Consider the following 15,224-nt stretch of genomic DNA (forward strand, 5'->3'; position numbering starts at 1 on the left):
AGGAGGGACACGTGAAAGAGTACCTAGAGAGTTCGCGCGAGGTGCTGCAAAAGCAGGCTTCGTCCGAAGAGGTGGGCCTTGCCGCAACTGAAGCTGCAGCTCGTCTTGAAAAAATTGGCCAAAACAAGCTTAAGGAAGCAGAGAAGGACCCGCTGTGGAAGCGTTTCTTCTCGATGATGGCCGACCCCATGGTCATTATGCTTATCATTGCTGCTATTATTTCTGCAGCTACGGGCATGGCTCAGGGCGAAGCGGACTTTGCTGATGTCTTTATCATCATGTTTGTAGTCGTTCTCAACTCTGTGTTGGGTGTGGTACAGGAGTATCAGGCCGAAAATGCCCTTGCAGCACTGCAGGAGATGAGCGCTGCTCAGTCCAAAGTCATCCGTGATGGCAGACAGATTGTTGTAGCATCAGCCGATCTAGTTCCAGGCGATATTGTTGTGCTTGAGGCGGGCGATGCAGTGCCTGCTGACTGTCGTATTTTGGAGAGCGCTTCTCTCAAGATCGAAGAGTCGGCGCTGACGGGCGAGTCGGTACCTGCCAACAAGATTGCCGAAGTGCTTGGGCTTCCTGCAGGCAATGACGATGTGCCTCTGGGCGATCGTAAAAACATGTGCTACATGGGCTCGACGGTGGTATATGGTCGCGGTCGTGCTGTAGTGGTAGCGACTGGCATGCAGACCGAGATGGGTAAAATTGCCGATGCTATTGCACAGGCAAAAGATGAACTCACGCCCCTGCAAGTCAAGCTTAACGAGCTTTCGGGTATTCTTACCAAGCTTGTTGTGGGCATTTGTGCTGTGGTCTTTTTGGTGGGTGTTATCCAGCACGGTGGCCTTGCATTCTTCTCAAATGTACCTGAGGTTTTGAATACCTTTATGGTTGCTGTTTCATTGGCAGTTGCCGCTATTCCTGAGGGTCTCGTTGCGGTTGTGACTATTGCTCTTTCCATTGGTGTTACCAAGATGAGCCGTCGCAATGCCATCGTTCGCAAGATGAACGCTGTTGAAACTTTGGGCTGCACGCAGGTGATTTGCTCCGATAAGACAGGTACCCTGACCCAAAACAAGATGACGGTCGTGCGTCATTACTCTGAAAACCTTGACCGCCTTGTGCGCTGCATGGCGCTCTGCTCGGATGCAAAGTGGGATGTTGCTGCAGAGAAGGCTATTGGTGAGCCAACCGAAGCAGCTCTTGTTGCAGATGCTGCCAAATTGGGATTTTTGTCCGACGACCTTGACTATGCGAACCCTCGTGCGGGCGAGGCACCCTTTGACTCTGGTCGCAAGATGATGTCTGTGGTCAATCTTTCACCTGATGGTGATTATATCCAGCACACCAAGGGTGGTCCCGACGTTGTGCTTGCTCGCTGCACAAAGATGCAGACCAAAGACGGTGTCGTGCCGATGACCGATGAGTGGCGTGCCACCATCATGGAGCAGAACAAGCTCATGGCTGACGACGCTTTGCGTGTTATGGCAGCAGCGCGCGTTAACTATGGCAAGACTGAGCCTGCGAGTTATGCTGCGGCTGACCTTGAGCACGATATGACCTTTATTGGTCTTTGCGGCATGATTGACCCAGTTCGTCCTGAGGTTAAAGCTGCAATTGAAGAAGCCCATGGTGCTGGTATGCGAGTGGTGATGATTACCGGTGACCACATCGATACCGCTGTTGCTATTGCCAAAGAGCTTGGCATCGTAATGGGGCGCGATGAGGCTATTACAGGCGCAGAGCTCGATCGCCTGTCCGACGAGGAATTTGACAAGCGCATTGAGGATATTGGCGTCTACGCGCGTGTTCAGCCCGAGCACAAGACTCGTATTGTTGATACCTGGAAGAAGAAGGGCATGGTTGTTGCTATGACTGGCGACGGCGTTAACGATGCCCCCTCTATCAAGCGTTCTGATATCGGCGTTGGTATGGGTATCACGGGTACTGACGTTACCAAGGGCGTAGCCGATATGGTGCTGGCTGACGACAACTTCGCCACTATCATTGGCGCTATCGAAGAAGGCCGCCGTATCTATGACAACATCCGCAAGGCGATTCAGTTTTTGCTTTCCTCTAATCTCGCTGAAGTTGTAGTTGTCTTTATTGCGTCGCTGATTGGCTTTACTATCCTTGAGCCGACGCATCTGCTGTGGATCAATCTCATTACTGACTCCTTACCTGCACTTGCCATGTGCATGGAGGCGGCTGAGCCGGATATTATGCGTCGTCGTCCCCGCAAGAGCCAAGATGGTATCTTTGCTAACGGAATGGGCGTCGATACCCTTTTCCAAGGTGTGGCAATTTCCTGCTTAACTTTGGCGGCTTACTTCATTGGTATTCAGGCTGCTGGTGTGCCTCTGGCTGACGCAGTTGCTAGTGACAAAAATGGTGTTATGGGTATGACCATGGCGTTTTTGACTCTGTCGATGGTCGAGATGTTCCACTCCTTCAACATGCGCAGTCGTCGCAATTCTATCTTTGGTTTGCCTACGCAAAATGCTTGGGCATGGGGTGCCTTTGCTGTTGCGCTGTTGCTGACTTGGGTGGTAATTGAGACTCCGCTTGCCACGATCTTTGGCTTTGCTGAGCTTGATATGACACACTATCTAATGTCTTTGGGCTTGGCTCTGCTTATCATTCCTATCGTGGAGATTTACAAGCTTGTCATGCGTAAGCTTGGTAAGAGCGAGGAGTAAGGTGACTCGTCGACTTTCAAAAAAGTCTCAGTCTCGTGTAGGCGTTTCGCGGCGTCGCACAAAAGAAATGAGCGCTGGTGGGGTTGTAGAGGCCCTGCCAGCGCTTTCCTCTCTCGCTGATGTGCCAGATTTTGAGGCATTGCATCTGAGCATGGCGCAGCAAGAGGCTTTTGCAGCCGCTGTAGTTGCTATGAGCGAGGCGGATGAAGTTGCTGAGTGCGAGTTGTATTTGGGCTGTGTAGTACGTTTGGATCGCGGTTTTCCCGCAATTGCGTGGAAAGGCGGTTTGATACGCGCCGAGTTTTCAGTGGGACTTTCCAAGGCGGGGAGCCACAAGCTCGCTGCTGTGAAATTGGCGGGACATATAGGAGCAGAACTCTCGGCTTCAACGCGCGTTGCTGTGGGCGATTGGGTGGTTTTGCGTGTGCCTGAGCAGCACGAAATGGGTGTGATTGAGGCAGTATTGCCTCGCGAAAGTGATATTGCCCGTTGGCGTGGTAAATCTCGCGGAGAAAAACAAACCCTTGCGGCCAACGTTGATGTTGTGTTGATTGCTCTTGCGATGGGAGAGCGAGCGGTTACTGCCGATCGTGTTGCTCGTCCTGCTGTTGTGGCGCGTGACTGTGGTGCTAGGGTCGCCGTGATTCTCACCAAAGTCGATCGCGTGGGGACAGATGAATTAGCTGCGGCTGAGGCGACGGTAAAAGCGGTGTTGGGCGTTGATGTTCCTTTGGCTTTGACGTCTTCAAAGGCTGGCTGGGGTGTTGATGCTGTGAGGGCATTGGTACCTGCTGGTACGGTTGCTATTGTGCTGGGTGAGTCTGGTGCGGGCAAATCGTCGTTGCTTAATACTTTGCTGGGACGTGAGTCTCTCGAGACGGGCGCTGTGCGGTCGCGGGATGATGCGGGACGCCATACGACGGTTGCGCGCCGTATGGTTTTGCTTCCTAGTGGAGGCATTATCGTAGACGAACCAGGTTTGAGGTCTTTGCCTTTGGTGGGGCATGAGCGTGGTCTTGCGCTGGTCTTTCCTGCAATCGCGCGGGCAGCTATGGGTTGTCGGTTTAGGGATTGTACGCATACCCATGAGCCTGGCTGTGCCGTACAAGATGCTTTGTCCGATGGGGAATTTAGTGAAGAGGCTCTGTCGGCCTATCTTTCTCTTGCTGCTGAAATGCGCACCAGCTTATCTAGCCTCGACCCCGACGTCACCCTATAGTTTTCTCTTTGCACGGCCCTCCGTCCCACACGGTCTGCCATCCCACACGGCCTGCCATCCCACAGAGTCCTTCCCGCGGCACAGCCATCCATCCCGCACGGTCTGCCACCCCACAGAGTCCTCCGTCCCCAGATAGTTCAAATTTTTAGCCCCGAGGAAGCGTTTTTGGTGGGGATGCGAACAAAAATACCTCCTCGGGGCTAATTATTTTTAGTAATGCGGGTCTGAGATAATTTGACCCTTATCTCAGGCACTCATCGTTACAAAAATCCCGATGAACTTGTCGGCGCTTATTCATCATCTTTTGCGAAGCAGGACGAAGAAAGATGCCAGTTGCATGACAAATGGATTCCCCAATCATGTTCCATGCACGAAAATCGTAAAAATCTCGACCTGTAATGAATCTCACGTCGTATCCAGCGTTCTCGAGAGCGTGTCTACGAAGATTGTCTTCGTTCATCTGTGGGCGCGCTCCATGCCAGCGGCGCCCATTGAACTCAATGACGCTATCCCGACACTTTCTTTGAGTGCGAGCATTGCGCGCACGAAATAGAGCATCTACCACGAGATATGGCTTTTTCAATATGTATTGCCAACTCAAGTCGATATTTATTCGAACGTTGAATTTTGCATTGCTTGCGCCAAAACCACCGGATGCTCTGGGCAGACGAAGCTGAATCGAACAGTACGTTTCCATCGGAGATCTGCTGCCGTCTTTTATATAGCGCAGTGCCCGTTTGGCGATACTTAGCCCTGGAATGGTGATGTGCGAGTTTGCAGATTCTACTTGATGAATGTATTCACTAAGTTTGCTGGCGGTAGTGCGTCCAGCGCATTCAACATAACCGTCAAAGTGCGAAGGTTTCGTTGATTTCATAGTAGTTGAACTGGTATTTTGTGTTTGCTTTGCTATTGAAACCAATCCTTTTGGAAGCAAAGCATAGCGACCGGCAAGTTCACAGCCAAACGCCACAACAAGGTGGAGTTCAACCAGCTGAGCTGCCATTTGGAGAAACAGTAATTCAGGAGAGACGATAGATTCGTTGGCGCTAAGTTTGTAGAGGCTGCCCTGGGGAAGCTCCCAATTGCAGCTTCGATAAAAATAGGCATGAGACTTATGGCAGCGTTTTTTAGGGCGCACTAAAAATTGCAATGGCTTTTCTAGCTCATAGTCGAGTTCATCTTGTATGGCTTTGTAAATCAGTTCTTCACAGGGTGTGGACTTTGCATTCTGGGCCGCTTCTTTTGATATGGGAAGCAGAGCATGGCGAAGCAGAACGGCGGTCTTGAAGTGAGTACGGGAGAGCAGAGCTGCTAAATCTTTGCAATATGATGCCGTTGAATTGTATGGCAAGGGAAGTAGGGCCGCAGCTGCAAGACGGTAATAGTCCCGGGCGCTTTGATGAGTCAGTATATGGTGCATTTGTCGGCCTCCTTGCTTGGGGATAAAGCGATACCGTAACAAACGCATCTTGGATTTAGCTTGGACGATAACTGCAGTTAGACTGCCTAAAGCTTGGCGAAATTTCTCTGTGTGGTTTGCGTACTTTGGGATTACAGCTTGCCATAAACTTGCCCATGGCTGCCTTTTGGAGGGTTCGTGAAGGGCGAATGGTATCGCGATGTTTTGCTTTTTCGCAAAGCCGCAGCATAAGGAAACCAATACATCTTTTGCAAAAATTTTGTTATAAGTTGAGGCAGGCTCATGGTGATTTGACCGCTGTTTTCATAAATAAGTTTTAAGGCATGCGAGCTGGCGATGAAGAAAACTTTGTCAGTTTAGTGCCAGCTGCCATGCAGTTTTGGACAACCCAAATAGAAATACCCAGTTCAAGCAGGCACTTTCTCAGTCAAAAATAGAAGCGCATAAGAAACCGACGCTCTTGCGCTGATAACGCCCTTGCGCTGACTGGGAAGGATGAGAATGTCAAAGCGTTTTCGCCTTATTTTCGCTTTAGCCTGCTCTGTTTTGAGCATGATGCTTTGTGCTCTTTATGCTGACCATGTGCGTGGCGAAGCAGAACGTGTGCGCTCGGAGGCCATTGCTCGCTATGGAGGGGAGGTTGTCACGCTTGTGGTTACGAGCGAAGATCTCGAGCCGGGCGATATCGTTACACAGGCAAACGTTACGACGCGCGATTGGTTGGCAGATTTGGCGCCCGATGGTGCGTTGGTAAGCTTGGATGAGACATTGGGTAAGGAGATCAGTGTCCCTGCAGCTAAGGGCGTACCTCTTACCAAGTTGAATTTCCGCGCAAATGAAGCGATGGCAGATGTACCTGCGGGTCACGTAGCGTTGACTCTTCCCATTACAGACAAACTTGGTATCCCTCGTAATCTTAGCCAAGGCGCAAGTCTTGAGGCATATCAAGTGTCAAAAGATGGAACGTCGCTCATTGCAAAAGGCATGCAGGTGCTTTCGCAGCCGAGTGCAAATGTCAGTTTGAGTGGAGCACAAGTGACACTGGCGGTACCACCCGATGGGGTATCAGCAGTCCTTGCAGCAAGTGCAGCAGGGGATTTACGTTTGGTTATTCCTGCTGCTGACGTTGCTGGTAAGGCGAGTGCGCCAACGGCTCCTGAACTTAGCGAGCAAGAAGAACCTGAGGAAAAAGCTCAGGCCGCTGAGGATGCTGCGTCACTAACAGCAACTCCAGTCAACGAAAGCGCCGTTTCTCCCAATCAAAAGGATGATACCCATGAGTGAAAACATCTGGTTTGCTTACTGTGCTCTCAAAGCTCGCGATGAACTCAAACTTGCAGCTCAGTCTATTGATACCAACGCAAAACTTATCTTTGTTCCCAGCGCTTGGCGACTGAGGTCTTTGCTTTGTGAGGAAAAAATACACAAGTACTCGGCAATTGTGGGCGCCTGCGATGAGGGAATTTCGGATCTTAATCTGGCGGCTGCATTGGCACATGATGGCTATGCTCGTTGCGTAGTTTTAGTGGCGAAGAATCCATCTCAGTCCTTGCTTTCGCATGCAGAGCAAGCAAAGGTAGACAGAGTTATTGATCTAGAGAAACTCATGTGTACAGAGCGATCTGAAGAAAAATATGCTGGGCAACCTGCGACAAAACATGTGGAGCAGCCCAGGGAAGAACACGCAGAGCAATTCGAGAAAGAACATACTAGGTGGTCTGAAGAAGAGTGTACAGAGCAATCTGAGGAAGAAAAACTACGGGAATCCAGCGATTTTCCCACTCAACTGCCGTCTTGCGGTGTGACTACAACCGCTAAACATACAAACTCACATGAGGAAGACCAGTCCTCCGTTGTTGCACCGCAGACGGGGCTTGCGGAGACTGAACGTATAGAAAATCCAGGTGAAGCAGCGCCAATTTTTGTATTTGGGTCTGGACGCGGGGGTGTGGGAAAGACTGCACTTGCAGCAATGACTGCGCTTATTGCTGCTTCTTGGGGTATGAAAGTTGCACTTTTTGATCTTGACCTTGCCTGTGGCAATCTTTTCTCGCTTTTTGGTTTGCCGCGCCTGGCAGCTATGGAGACCTTGAAGCTCGGTATGTTTGGTGCGGCTCGTCATGTTCGCGGTGAATCTGAAGTTGGAATTGGTGCTAAGAGTAATAAAGATTTGCTTGAGAAGGCGAGTATTCAAGCAGCAGAAAATATCCGCCTTTGGGGGCCATGTGCGCGTCCTGAGTCGGCTGAGAGCATCTCTCCTTTGGTTGAAAAATTATTGCTGACTGCAGCCTCTGCCTATGATGTGGTACTTGTGGATACATCATCTACCTGTACCGATGCAGTGGCTCAAGCGTTCCAACTCTGTGATCGCTTGCTGCTGGTACACGATGAATATGCAGGCGGTTTTGGTTCGCTGGCACGAACCTCGGCGTTGGCGGTGCGACTGGGCGTTGCTCGCACACGTATTGTGCGTGTGGCCAATCGGGGTGATCGTAGAACGAAGTTCGACCTTATGGCAGGTCGCGCTGAGGTGGGACTAGAAACCGCACGGGCCGTACGGGTGCTTGAGGGCGGTCCTGAGGTGGCAGAGCTACTTGCTGCAGGAAAAGCCCAGGAGCTTGCGAAACTTGACTCTGATTTTGTGCGTTCGGCTGCCTACTTGCTTGCCCAAATACTAAGCGAGGCAGGCAGGCTTCCCGATATTCCCGCAGCTCAGGAGTCCGTTATTGATCCACAAACTTCTCGTCGACCCTTTAGGCTCTTTCGAAAGAAGGTGGGCTCATGAGCGTTCTCGAGAGAGTTTTGGAACAAGAAAAACTTACCTGTTGTCAGCAAGGCGAGACGGTAGAGGATAAAGCGCGACGAGAACGTCTAGGCAAGCTGCGTTGGCAGCTCAAGCGGGATGTGGTCGATCGTTTGGGGCTTGAGACTATGTCCCAGTTGGTGGGCGGTGCTGACATGACCTTAGCTCGATCTGAGTTGCGCGTATGTTGTCAGAGTCTCCTACATGGCCAGCTTTATCTGGGGCTTTCTGCCGAGGAACACGAGCTGCTCATCACGCAGGTTCTTGATGAGATTTGCGGATTGGGTCCCCTGCAGAGTCTGCTTGATGATGAGCGCGTAACTGAAGTAATGGTTAATGGTCCCCAAGCGCTTTTCTTTGAAAAAGAAGGGCAAATCTATCCATCTGAGCTTGCTTTTGATTCGGCAGAGCAGGTCATGGTGGTGATTGATCGCATATTGGCGCCTTTAGGTCGTCGCCTAGATCGTGCGAGTCCCATAGTTAATGCCCGACTTGCCAATGGTGATCGTGTTAATGCAGTAGCTGCTCCTATTGCAATTGATGGCCCCTCTATGACCATTAGAAAGTTTTCTAATCGCATTACTTCTTTGGCAGAGCTGGTGCGTCTTGGCTCATTGCCCAAATGGTATGCCAAGTTGCTGAGCTGGGCGGTTCGTCTGCGACAAGATATTGCTGTGGCAGGGGGTACAGGTTCGGGCAAGACCACACTGCTCAATGCACTTTCTTGTGAGATTGGTATCGGCGAGCGAATTGTGACTATCGAGGACTCTGCCGAGTTGAGATTTGAGGCTCATCCAGATGTTGTGCGCCTGGAAGCGCGTGATGCATCTATTGAAGGTTCTGGCGCTATTACCATTCGAGATTTAGTAAAGAACTCCTTGCGTATGAGACCAGATCGGATTGTTGTTGGTGAGGTCCGCGGTGGTGAAGCAATTGATATGTTGCAGGCCATGAATACTGGCCATGATGGTTCACTAACCACGCTGCATGCAGGTACAGCTGAGGAAGCAGTACTGCGCTTGGTATTGATGGCACGGTTTGGCATGGATTTGCCTGCTGACATCATTGAAGAGCAAATCACGAGTGCCCTCGATTTCATTGTGATGGGCAGACGCCTTCCCTCAGGCCAGCGCCGCATTACTGCAATGTCTGAAGTTGGTCGCAGCTCTACAGGAGGCGTTCAGTTAGATGAGTGCGTTTCCTATGATGTGGCATCTGATACTTGGACTCTCAAGCGAGAACCAGACTTTATCGCACGGGGTATTGAGGAGGGTGTGATTAATGAAGAGGAGGTGGCACGATGGCGGCATATGCTGGCATAGCTCTTTGTGCAAGCTGTGGCATTCTTACGTGGATTGCCAGCTTTGTACTCATAGATCGTGGCAATGCGTCCCTCCTTGCTCCCGTAAGCATTCGTTTGCGAGTTGTCTGGCGCCACTTTGTTCATGTCTGTGACATTTGTTCTCGAGTTGGACCTATACGCATGCTCCTTAAGTTGCAGGCATGGCAAGCGGCTTCTGATGTGCTTGCACATCAGCTCTCGCAACTGAAACCTTTGCTCAGCAGAGAGCAAGCCTGTGCTGCATTACTGTTGGCAGATAGTATTGCAGCTCTCATATGTCTGTTATTTTCTTGCTCACCTGTAGGTATGTGTGTTCCTGTATTTGCCCTGATGGTGGCGCTACCAATTTGGGATGCGGCCTGCAGGCGCAAGCGTGAGATACAACTCGCTAAAGAAATGCCTGATGCATTGCGAGCCCTCGCATTGGCTTTATCATCTGGTGAGACGCTTGCGCAAGCAATCGATTACGTGGGTTCTCATGGGCAGGGGCCTACAGCTGAAGCCTTTTCGCGCGTTGCCATGCGTCTACGCTGCGGTGATTCAGTACAAGAAGCGCTCTGTCTGCTAGAAGACGAACTAGTAGTTCCTCGTATGGGCCTAGTAATTACTGCTTTACTCGTATCTCAACGCACAGGCAGTCCTTTGCGCAGCCTTTTGCAAACATCTGCAGAACTTGCAGAAAAGCAAGGTGAGCTTGAACGCCTTTTGGCAGTTAAAACAGCACAGGTTCGGCTTTCGGTGAGGATTGTTTGTCTCCTTCCACTCGTCATGGTTGCTTTGCTTTCTTTGCTCTCTCCAGATTTTCAAGCGGGACTTGGCACGCCAGCAGGAGCAGGAAGCGTGATTGTTGCATTGCTTATGGACGGATTGGCGCTCTTTATTGTACGGCGCTTGATGAAAGGGGTGATTTGATATGGATGTAGCAACACTTGCGCTTATTGGTGCAACGGGCATAAGCAATTTGGCTGGAGTTTGGGTATTAGGCTCGCCCCACGAGGATGTAGAGGAACTGTCGTCTCACAGTTTTTTCATTCAGTTGGGCCAACGCCTAGAAAAACATTTGCCACTCGTTGCGGAAGTGCGTCGCCAATCGCACTTGGCTACGCGGCGTTCAGAAGGCTTGCGGAGTCTTCCTGAAATGCTGGATATTTTGACTTTGGGACTTTCTGCAGGCCTCTCGTTTGATGCTTCTCTTGAGCTGTATTGCAATCGGAGCACCACGGAGCTTTCAAGTGCCTTTCGCCATGCAATGGATTCTTGGCGTATGGGTATTTCGACTCGTGATGAAGCATTGAGTGAATTAGCGGCCGAGTTGGAGCTTGGTGCATTGAAGCGCTTTTCAGATGCAGTTTCTCAAGCACTTGCTTTTGGTTCTCCACTTGCAGCGGTGCTTGAGCAGCAATCACAAGCAATTCGCGATGAGCAACGTTCTCAAGTAGAAGAGCAAATTGAAAAAGTGCCGGTAAAGATGCTTATTCCTTTAGGAACACTCATTGTACCTGCCATGCTATTGGCAATTTTGGGACCTTTGCTGGGATCAGCTGTAACTCTGGGATAGTTCATTTGCATCCATAAAGGATGTGAGAATACGGACGAAAGGACAGTTTATGGATGGCAGGATTTATGCAAAGACGAACGCTTTACATTGCTGGATTACAAAAACTTTGGCAAATGAGAAAGGCCAGGGTACTACTGAGTACGCGATTTTGGTTGGCGTGTTGGTAGTTATTGCAATTCTTGCCATTATTGCCTTCCGTGGCAAGGTACAGGAGCTATGGTCAGCTATTGCCGATGGTATTAATGGTTTGTAGAAAAATGCAAACAAGCAGAGCGTGGCGTGTAGTTCTTGTACTTGCGGCGATGGCATTTTTTCTTGTAGTGGATTTGCTTGCATTTCCTGCTCCAAAAATAGTGGACAAGCAGGGCGGTGAACCGTCAGCTCAAGATGCTCGGCACACTATGGATGTAAACAAACGCCTAGATGCCAAGTCTGATGATTCCTCTCAGCAGGTGGAAGCGACTCCCCATACTGATATAGCAGGTTTGGAAGAAGGACTCGATCAACTGCTTGTATCACTTGCAGCTACTCCACGAAAGCAAGGCTCTGCTTGTATGCAGCAAACCTCTGGGCTTCCTATGGCTCAGGAGGCTCAGTTGTTGATGCAGGCTTACAAAAAAAGAAATGACTGTGTACTTGTGACGGCTGACTATCTTGATTTGTTTGGTCGCGTTTGGGGTTGTGTGGTGCAAGGGGATCGTTGGGTGGATGTTTGCATAGTTTCCGCCGAGGGAAAGCATAGCAAGTTGAAGATAACACGGATGGATCCTGATGCTTGGAAGGAGGAGATGATAGATGTGTCAGGGAGGGAGGAGTAGTGGGAATCTCGAACAACACAAAGCAGCTCGTATATGCCAAGGCCAATCGACCCTTGAGTATGCCTTGGTACTGTTTGCTTTTTTGTCCTTGGTGGTGGGCCTTGCCGCAGTGTGGCATGCGGGTAGGGATGGGCATTTGCTCAAGCTGGCGACAACGGCGGCATCGCATCTCTTTGGCGCAGGGAATACCCTTAATGAGGTCAATGACCTCGTCCTTTTCTAGTAGCTTGCATAACTGCAGCTACAGGGCGAGTCTGGGTCAATCAACCATAGAGGCAGCTGTGCTGATACCGAGTGTATTGGTATTGATTGCCCTACTCGTACAACCTGCTTGCCTGCTCTATACGCAGATGCTGATGCGAGGTGCTGCTGCAGAAACAGCTCGTGCTGTCTTGACCGCCCGGAATGACTCGGACCTTTCTGCCTGCAAGGACTTTGGCCTAAGAAGATTGGCTGCAGTGCCAGAAGTGTCTCCCTTTCATGTGGGCGGACAGGGCGATTGGCACATTAAAACAAGCGATGGGAAAGGAGGATTTGTTCGCGTTTCTATAACGGGTCACGCTCGTCCACTTCCTTTATTTGGAGGTCTTGCCTCGGTGTTTTATGAGCGCGATGGCACGGGCTTGGTACTGCATGTGGATATGACCGAACGGATGCGACCAGAATGGTTGGGAGGTGCGTATGCGGATTGGGTTAGTGTTTGGAAGTAAAGCCGATAAAGTACCAGTGGCTATAGATATGCATTCAGTTGATATCAACAGTAATAAGAATATCAAGCAAAACGCTTCGCAGTGTGTTCCGCCTTCCACGGGCTATTCACCGCTGTCAATCTTTATCCATGATGAAGGCGGTTACACTACTGTGGCGATGGCGGTCACCCTGCTTGTAAGTTTGGTGTTAGTGTTCGGTGCTGCTTCAGCCGCTTGGTCAACTTCACGCGCATCAGAAGTTCAAGAAGTAGCAGATGCTACTGCACTTGCTGGTGCAAATGCAGTGTCAGGCTTTACGACAGTAGCTCAGGTTAGTGATGCCATCGTACTTTCCATGGGACTTGCAGGTTTGGCAACTATTGGGACGGGACTAATACTGTCCGCTCTTCCCATTACGCATGCAGCTGCTATTGAGACTATCAATGTCGGTCGTTCGATCCTTGACTTAAGACGGAATTTTGCAAAAAGCGCTGCTACGGGTTTACAGAAACTTGAAAAGGCCCTGCCAGCTCTTGTGATGGCAAATGCAGCATCATGTACCTCGGCAAACAGTACGCAGCAGCTAAGGTATGTGGGTACCGCAATTCCATTTCCCCTAACTTCAGAGACGGATTATTCCTTTCTTGATGATGGTCTTTCCGGAGAAGAATTGGAGCATAATGCCAAGAAACTCCAAGATGCTTCTGAGCGTAAAAAAGATGCAATGGAGCGAGCCGATGCTGCAAAGGAAAAAGCTTGGCGAGCGGACTGTGTAGATAACCCACATTGCATGAGAAGCCGTGCTCAGACGCTTGCGGGGTTGTCTGGTGCACATAATCCAAACTACGCAAGTTTTAAAGAGTGGCGCTTTGATTACGCGAGGATTCGTTCCCTCAATTACTATCGCACGCGCGCTGCTTCAGAACATCCTCATGGGTCATCGGCAGAGGAACTGACTCGCAGTGCTGCGCGAAAGCAGTTTTATAGGTTTGCTGCCCGCGAGATGGAAAAAGCAAAATGTATAGAGAAGTCCGACTACGTTGAAATGCAGCTTCCCGAGCTTCCACATACAGCGGCAATGGTGCGGGCGACTAGCCTGTATACCGATTCAATTTGGCCTTGCACAGATGAGGAAGAAGGACGCACGCTGCATAGTTCCCTCGCTTGTCTTGGAGCAACAGGCTCATATTCTGGCACCGCTTCTTTGGCTGATATCGATTCAGGCGCTGTACGCTGCTGCCCTAAATGTGGCATGAATGTGCAGGCACAGGCAAGCGCTGCCAGCGCATCAACAAATATTAACAACGGATATGAGCATTATTGGCGTATTGTCGTGGAGGCATCGCGTGATTATCTTGGAGCAAAGAATGACGAGATAGCTGCAGAAAAAGAACTTGAAGGAATATCAGAAGAAAGTGATGACCTTTTTCAGAAGGCTATGGATATTCTTGCAGTTGAAAGACCCGATTTTGTGCCAGCAGGCGCTTGGGGTTGTGTTGCGGTGGTCATGCGCGATGCGGGTAGCGTGACGCCGGCGGAGCTAACAGGTGCGTTCTCTCCTGGAGCAAAATTGCCTGCAGGTGCTGCGATTTCGGCGGCAACTTTGGCACCAGAGGATAGCAGTGGAGGAAGTACTGTTTTATCCCAGTTGCTTTCAGGTATTGAGTCTCAGGCTGGTTTTGGAGTTGCGGGTATTGCTCAGTCGGCTTTGGCACTTTGGGGAAAATTGCTGGTAGATTACGGCTCTGCTTTTGAGGCTGCGCAATCTCATGTAGATGGATTTTTGAATGATGCAGGCTGGCTCATGGGTGAAAAAGTGGCTCAGTCTATAAAAAAGATGATTTCAAGTACGGTGAAATCTGCTGGTTTTGAGCCTGCCGATATGAGAGCTCGAAAACCTGTACTGGTACATAGTCAAGAAGTACTTGACAAAGCAGGAGATGGACGAGAGCAGTTCGGTATAGTGCGTGAAATTGTGCAGAAACTTCCTAATAGTGGAGATGCTGCTGCGCAAGTGCTTGCAAGAGAGGTGGCGAGTCAGCTGGGTGGGCCTATCTTTACTGTTGCTGAGATTGAAATACCTGGTACAGGTGTCAAGATTCCCTTAACTATAGATGTCTCCAAGTATCTTGGAGGTGGCTAACTATGGTTTTGTGTCGCTCTAGTTTTAGGAGCTTGTTGTCGCTGTGGCGTATTTCTGGCAAATGTCAGAAGTTTCGTAGCTGTTCTGGACAAATGACGGTAGAACTTGCTGTCCTAGTGCCTGTAGTAATTGTTGTTGCGCTGACAGTATTTAATCTGATGCGATTTGTGAGTGCTTGCTCTGCATTTGACCGTATAGCAGCAGATGCCGTGGTTTCCCAAGGAGTTTCTCCAAAAGGCGAGACAAAGGCTGCGGCAGTAAATGAAGTTGAGCAGACTATCAAAGCTGCTCTTGATATGCGCAGTTGCTCGATTGAAGTACATGCAGAGCCTGTGTATGGAGGTGACTCAAAAAATGGTGCTGGGATTGGTTTTCCGATTTCTCCTTTACTTACTCGTTTTGTTTGCACGCTTAGGTACAAGCCTTGGCCATGTTCGTTTGTAATTGCGGGCGTTGCTTACAGTGCGCCTATCAGCTTGGAGCATACCCGCACATTGGTGGTTGATAGATATCGGGGAGGAGTGGTGATGTAAATG

Annotated in this window: 14 protein-coding genes; 13 read left to right on the forward strand and 1 reads right to left on the reverse strand. The window is 50.1% G+C overall.

Annotated features, from left to right (window positions below; translation table 11 throughout):
- Window positions 1-11: 11 nt before the first annotated feature.
- Together ACO5JD_RS07910 and rsgA are read left to right on the forward strand one after the other, a co-directional pair.
- Window positions 12-2,693, forward strand: a complete 2,682-nt coding sequence (locus ACO5JD_RS07910; protein WP_484988956.1) for a cation-translocating P-type ATPase — start codon at window positions 12-14, stop codon at window positions 2,691-2,693.
- Window position 2,694: 1 nt separating this feature from the next.
- Window positions 2,695-3,912, forward strand: a complete 1,218-nt coding sequence (gene rsgA / locus ACO5JD_RS07915) for a ribosome small subunit-dependent GTPase A (RefSeq protein WP_484988958.1) — start codon at window positions 2,695-2,697, stop codon at window positions 3,910-3,912.
- Window positions 3,913-4,153: 241 nt separating this feature from the next.
- On the opposite strand, the gene ACO5JD_RS07920 is transcribed toward rsgA, so the two are convergent.
- Window positions 4,154-5,575 carry a hypothetical protein gene (locus ACO5JD_RS07920; protein ID WP_484988960.1) on the reverse strand — a complete coding sequence of 474 codons (1,422 nt, stop codon included), beginning with the start codon at window positions 5,573-5,575 and terminating at the stop codon, window positions 4,154-4,156.
- A 261-nt stretch (window positions 5,576-5,836) separates the two neighbouring features.
- Between ACO5JD_RS07920 and ACO5JD_RS07925 the strand changes: the two genes are divergently transcribed.
- From ACO5JD_RS07925 to ACO5JD_RS07975, 11 genes are read left to right on the forward strand one after another with little or no spacing between them, the layout of a single operon-like run.
- Complete coding sequence (locus ACO5JD_RS07925; RefSeq protein WP_484988962.1) at window positions 5,837-6,619, forward strand: SAF domain-containing protein; 783 nt, start codon at window positions 5,837-5,839, stop codon at window positions 6,617-6,619.
- On the forward strand, window positions 6,612-8,120 hold the full coding sequence (locus tag ACO5JD_RS07930) for a MinD/ParA family ATP-binding protein (protein ID WP_484988964.1): 1,509 nt from the start codon (window positions 6,612-6,614) through the stop codon (window positions 8,118-8,120). Before ACO5JD_RS07925 ends, ACO5JD_RS07930 begins: the two co-directional genes overlap by 8 nt.
- Complete coding sequence (locus ACO5JD_RS07935) at window positions 8,117-9,460, forward strand: TadA family conjugal transfer-associated ATPase (protein WP_484988966.1); 1,344 nt, start codon at window positions 8,117-8,119, stop codon at window positions 9,458-9,460. The genes ACO5JD_RS07930 and ACO5JD_RS07935 overlap by 4 nt, the downstream gene beginning before the upstream one ends.
- On the forward strand, window positions 9,439-10,392 hold the full coding sequence (locus ACO5JD_RS07940) for a type II secretion system F family protein (RefSeq protein ID WP_484988968.1): 954 nt from the start codon (window positions 9,439-9,441) through the stop codon (window positions 10,390-10,392). The genes ACO5JD_RS07935 and ACO5JD_RS07940 overlap by 22 nt, the downstream gene beginning before the upstream one ends.
- Before the next feature lies 1 nt (window position 10,393).
- Window positions 10,394-11,038: a type II secretion system F family protein gene (locus tag ACO5JD_RS07945; protein ID WP_484988970.1), complete on the forward strand. Its 645-nt coding sequence runs from the start codon at window positions 10,394-10,396 to the stop codon at window positions 11,036-11,038.
- Between the two features lie 49 nt (window positions 11,039-11,087).
- Window positions 11,088-11,291 (forward strand): Flp family type IVb pilin, encoded by a 204-nt coding sequence (locus ACO5JD_RS07950; RefSeq protein WP_484988972.1) that lies wholly within the window; start codon window positions 11,088-11,090, stop codon window positions 11,289-11,291.
- A gap of 4 nt (window positions 11,292-11,295) precedes the next feature.
- On the forward strand, window positions 11,296-11,856 hold the full coding sequence (locus ACO5JD_RS07955; protein ID WP_156894160.1) for a hypothetical protein: 561 nt from the start codon (window positions 11,296-11,298) through the stop codon (window positions 11,854-11,856).
- A complete protein-coding gene (locus ACO5JD_RS07960) occupies window positions 11,834-12,079 on the forward strand; it encodes a hypothetical protein (protein WP_021625903.1) in 246 nt (81 codons plus the stop codon). The genes ACO5JD_RS07955 and ACO5JD_RS07960 overlap by 23 nt, the downstream gene beginning before the upstream one ends.
- Window positions 12,060-12,566, forward strand: a complete 507-nt coding sequence (locus ACO5JD_RS07965; protein ID WP_021625902.1) for a TadE family protein — start codon at window positions 12,060-12,062, stop codon at window positions 12,564-12,566. The genes ACO5JD_RS07960 and ACO5JD_RS07965 overlap by 20 nt, the downstream gene beginning before the upstream one ends.
- Window positions 12,538-14,688 carry a hypothetical protein gene (locus tag ACO5JD_RS07970; RefSeq protein WP_484988974.1) on the forward strand — a complete coding sequence of 717 codons (2,151 nt, stop codon included), beginning with the start codon at window positions 12,538-12,540 and terminating at the stop codon, window positions 14,686-14,688. Before ACO5JD_RS07965 ends, ACO5JD_RS07970 begins: the two co-directional genes overlap by 29 nt.
- 2 nt (window positions 14,689-14,690) lie before the next feature.
- On the forward strand, window positions 14,691-15,221 hold the full coding sequence (locus tag ACO5JD_RS07975) for a hypothetical protein (protein WP_232204039.1): 531 nt from the start codon (window positions 14,691-14,693) through the stop codon (window positions 15,219-15,221).
- The last annotated feature ends 3 nt before the right edge of the window (window positions 15,222-15,224 follow it).

This window comes from Olegusella sp. (assembly GCF_057238325.1).

Bases quoted from the DNA above. Each gene is read 5' to 3' on its own strand.
- ACO5JD_RS07935 (WP_484988966.1), top strand. From the start codon at position 8,117: ATGAGCGTTCTCGAGAGAGTTTTGGAACAAGAAAAACTTACCTGTTGT.
- ACO5JD_RS07965 (WP_021625902.1), top strand. From the start codon at position 12,060: ATGACCTCGTCCTTTTCTAGTAGCTTGCATAACTGCAGCTACAGGGCG.
- ACO5JD_RS07960 (WP_021625903.1), top strand. From the start codon at position 11,834: ATGTGTCAGGGAGGGAGGAGTAGTGGGAATCTCGAACAACACAAAGCA.
- ACO5JD_RS07940 (WP_484988968.1), top strand. From the start codon at position 9,439: ATGGCGGCATATGCTGGCATAGCTCTTTGTGCAAGCTGTGGCATTCTT.
- ACO5JD_RS07930 (WP_484988964.1), top strand. From the start codon at position 6,612: ATGAGTGAAAACATCTGGTTTGCTTACTGTGCTCTCAAAGCTCGCGAT.
- ACO5JD_RS07975 (WP_232204039.1), top strand. From the start codon at position 14,691: ATGGTTTTGTGTCGCTCTAGTTTTAGGAGCTTGTTGTCGCTGTGGCGT.
- ACO5JD_RS07925 (WP_484988962.1), top strand. From the start codon at position 5,837: ATGTCAAAGCGTTTTCGCCTTATTTTCGCTTTAGCCTGCTCTGTTTTG.
- ACO5JD_RS07955 (WP_156894160.1), top strand. From the start codon at position 11,296: ATGCAAACAAGCAGAGCGTGGCGTGTAGTTCTTGTACTTGCGGCGATG.
- ACO5JD_RS07970 (WP_484988974.1), top strand. From the start codon at position 12,538: ATGCGGATTGGGTTAGTGTTTGGAAGTAAAGCCGATAAAGTACCAGTG.
- ACO5JD_RS07945 (WP_484988970.1), top strand. From the start codon at position 10,394: ATGGATGTAGCAACACTTGCGCTTATTGGTGCAACGGGCATAAGCAAT.
- ACO5JD_RS07950 (WP_484988972.1), top strand. From the start codon at position 11,088: ATGGATGGCAGGATTTATGCAAAGACGAACGCTTTACATTGCTGGATT.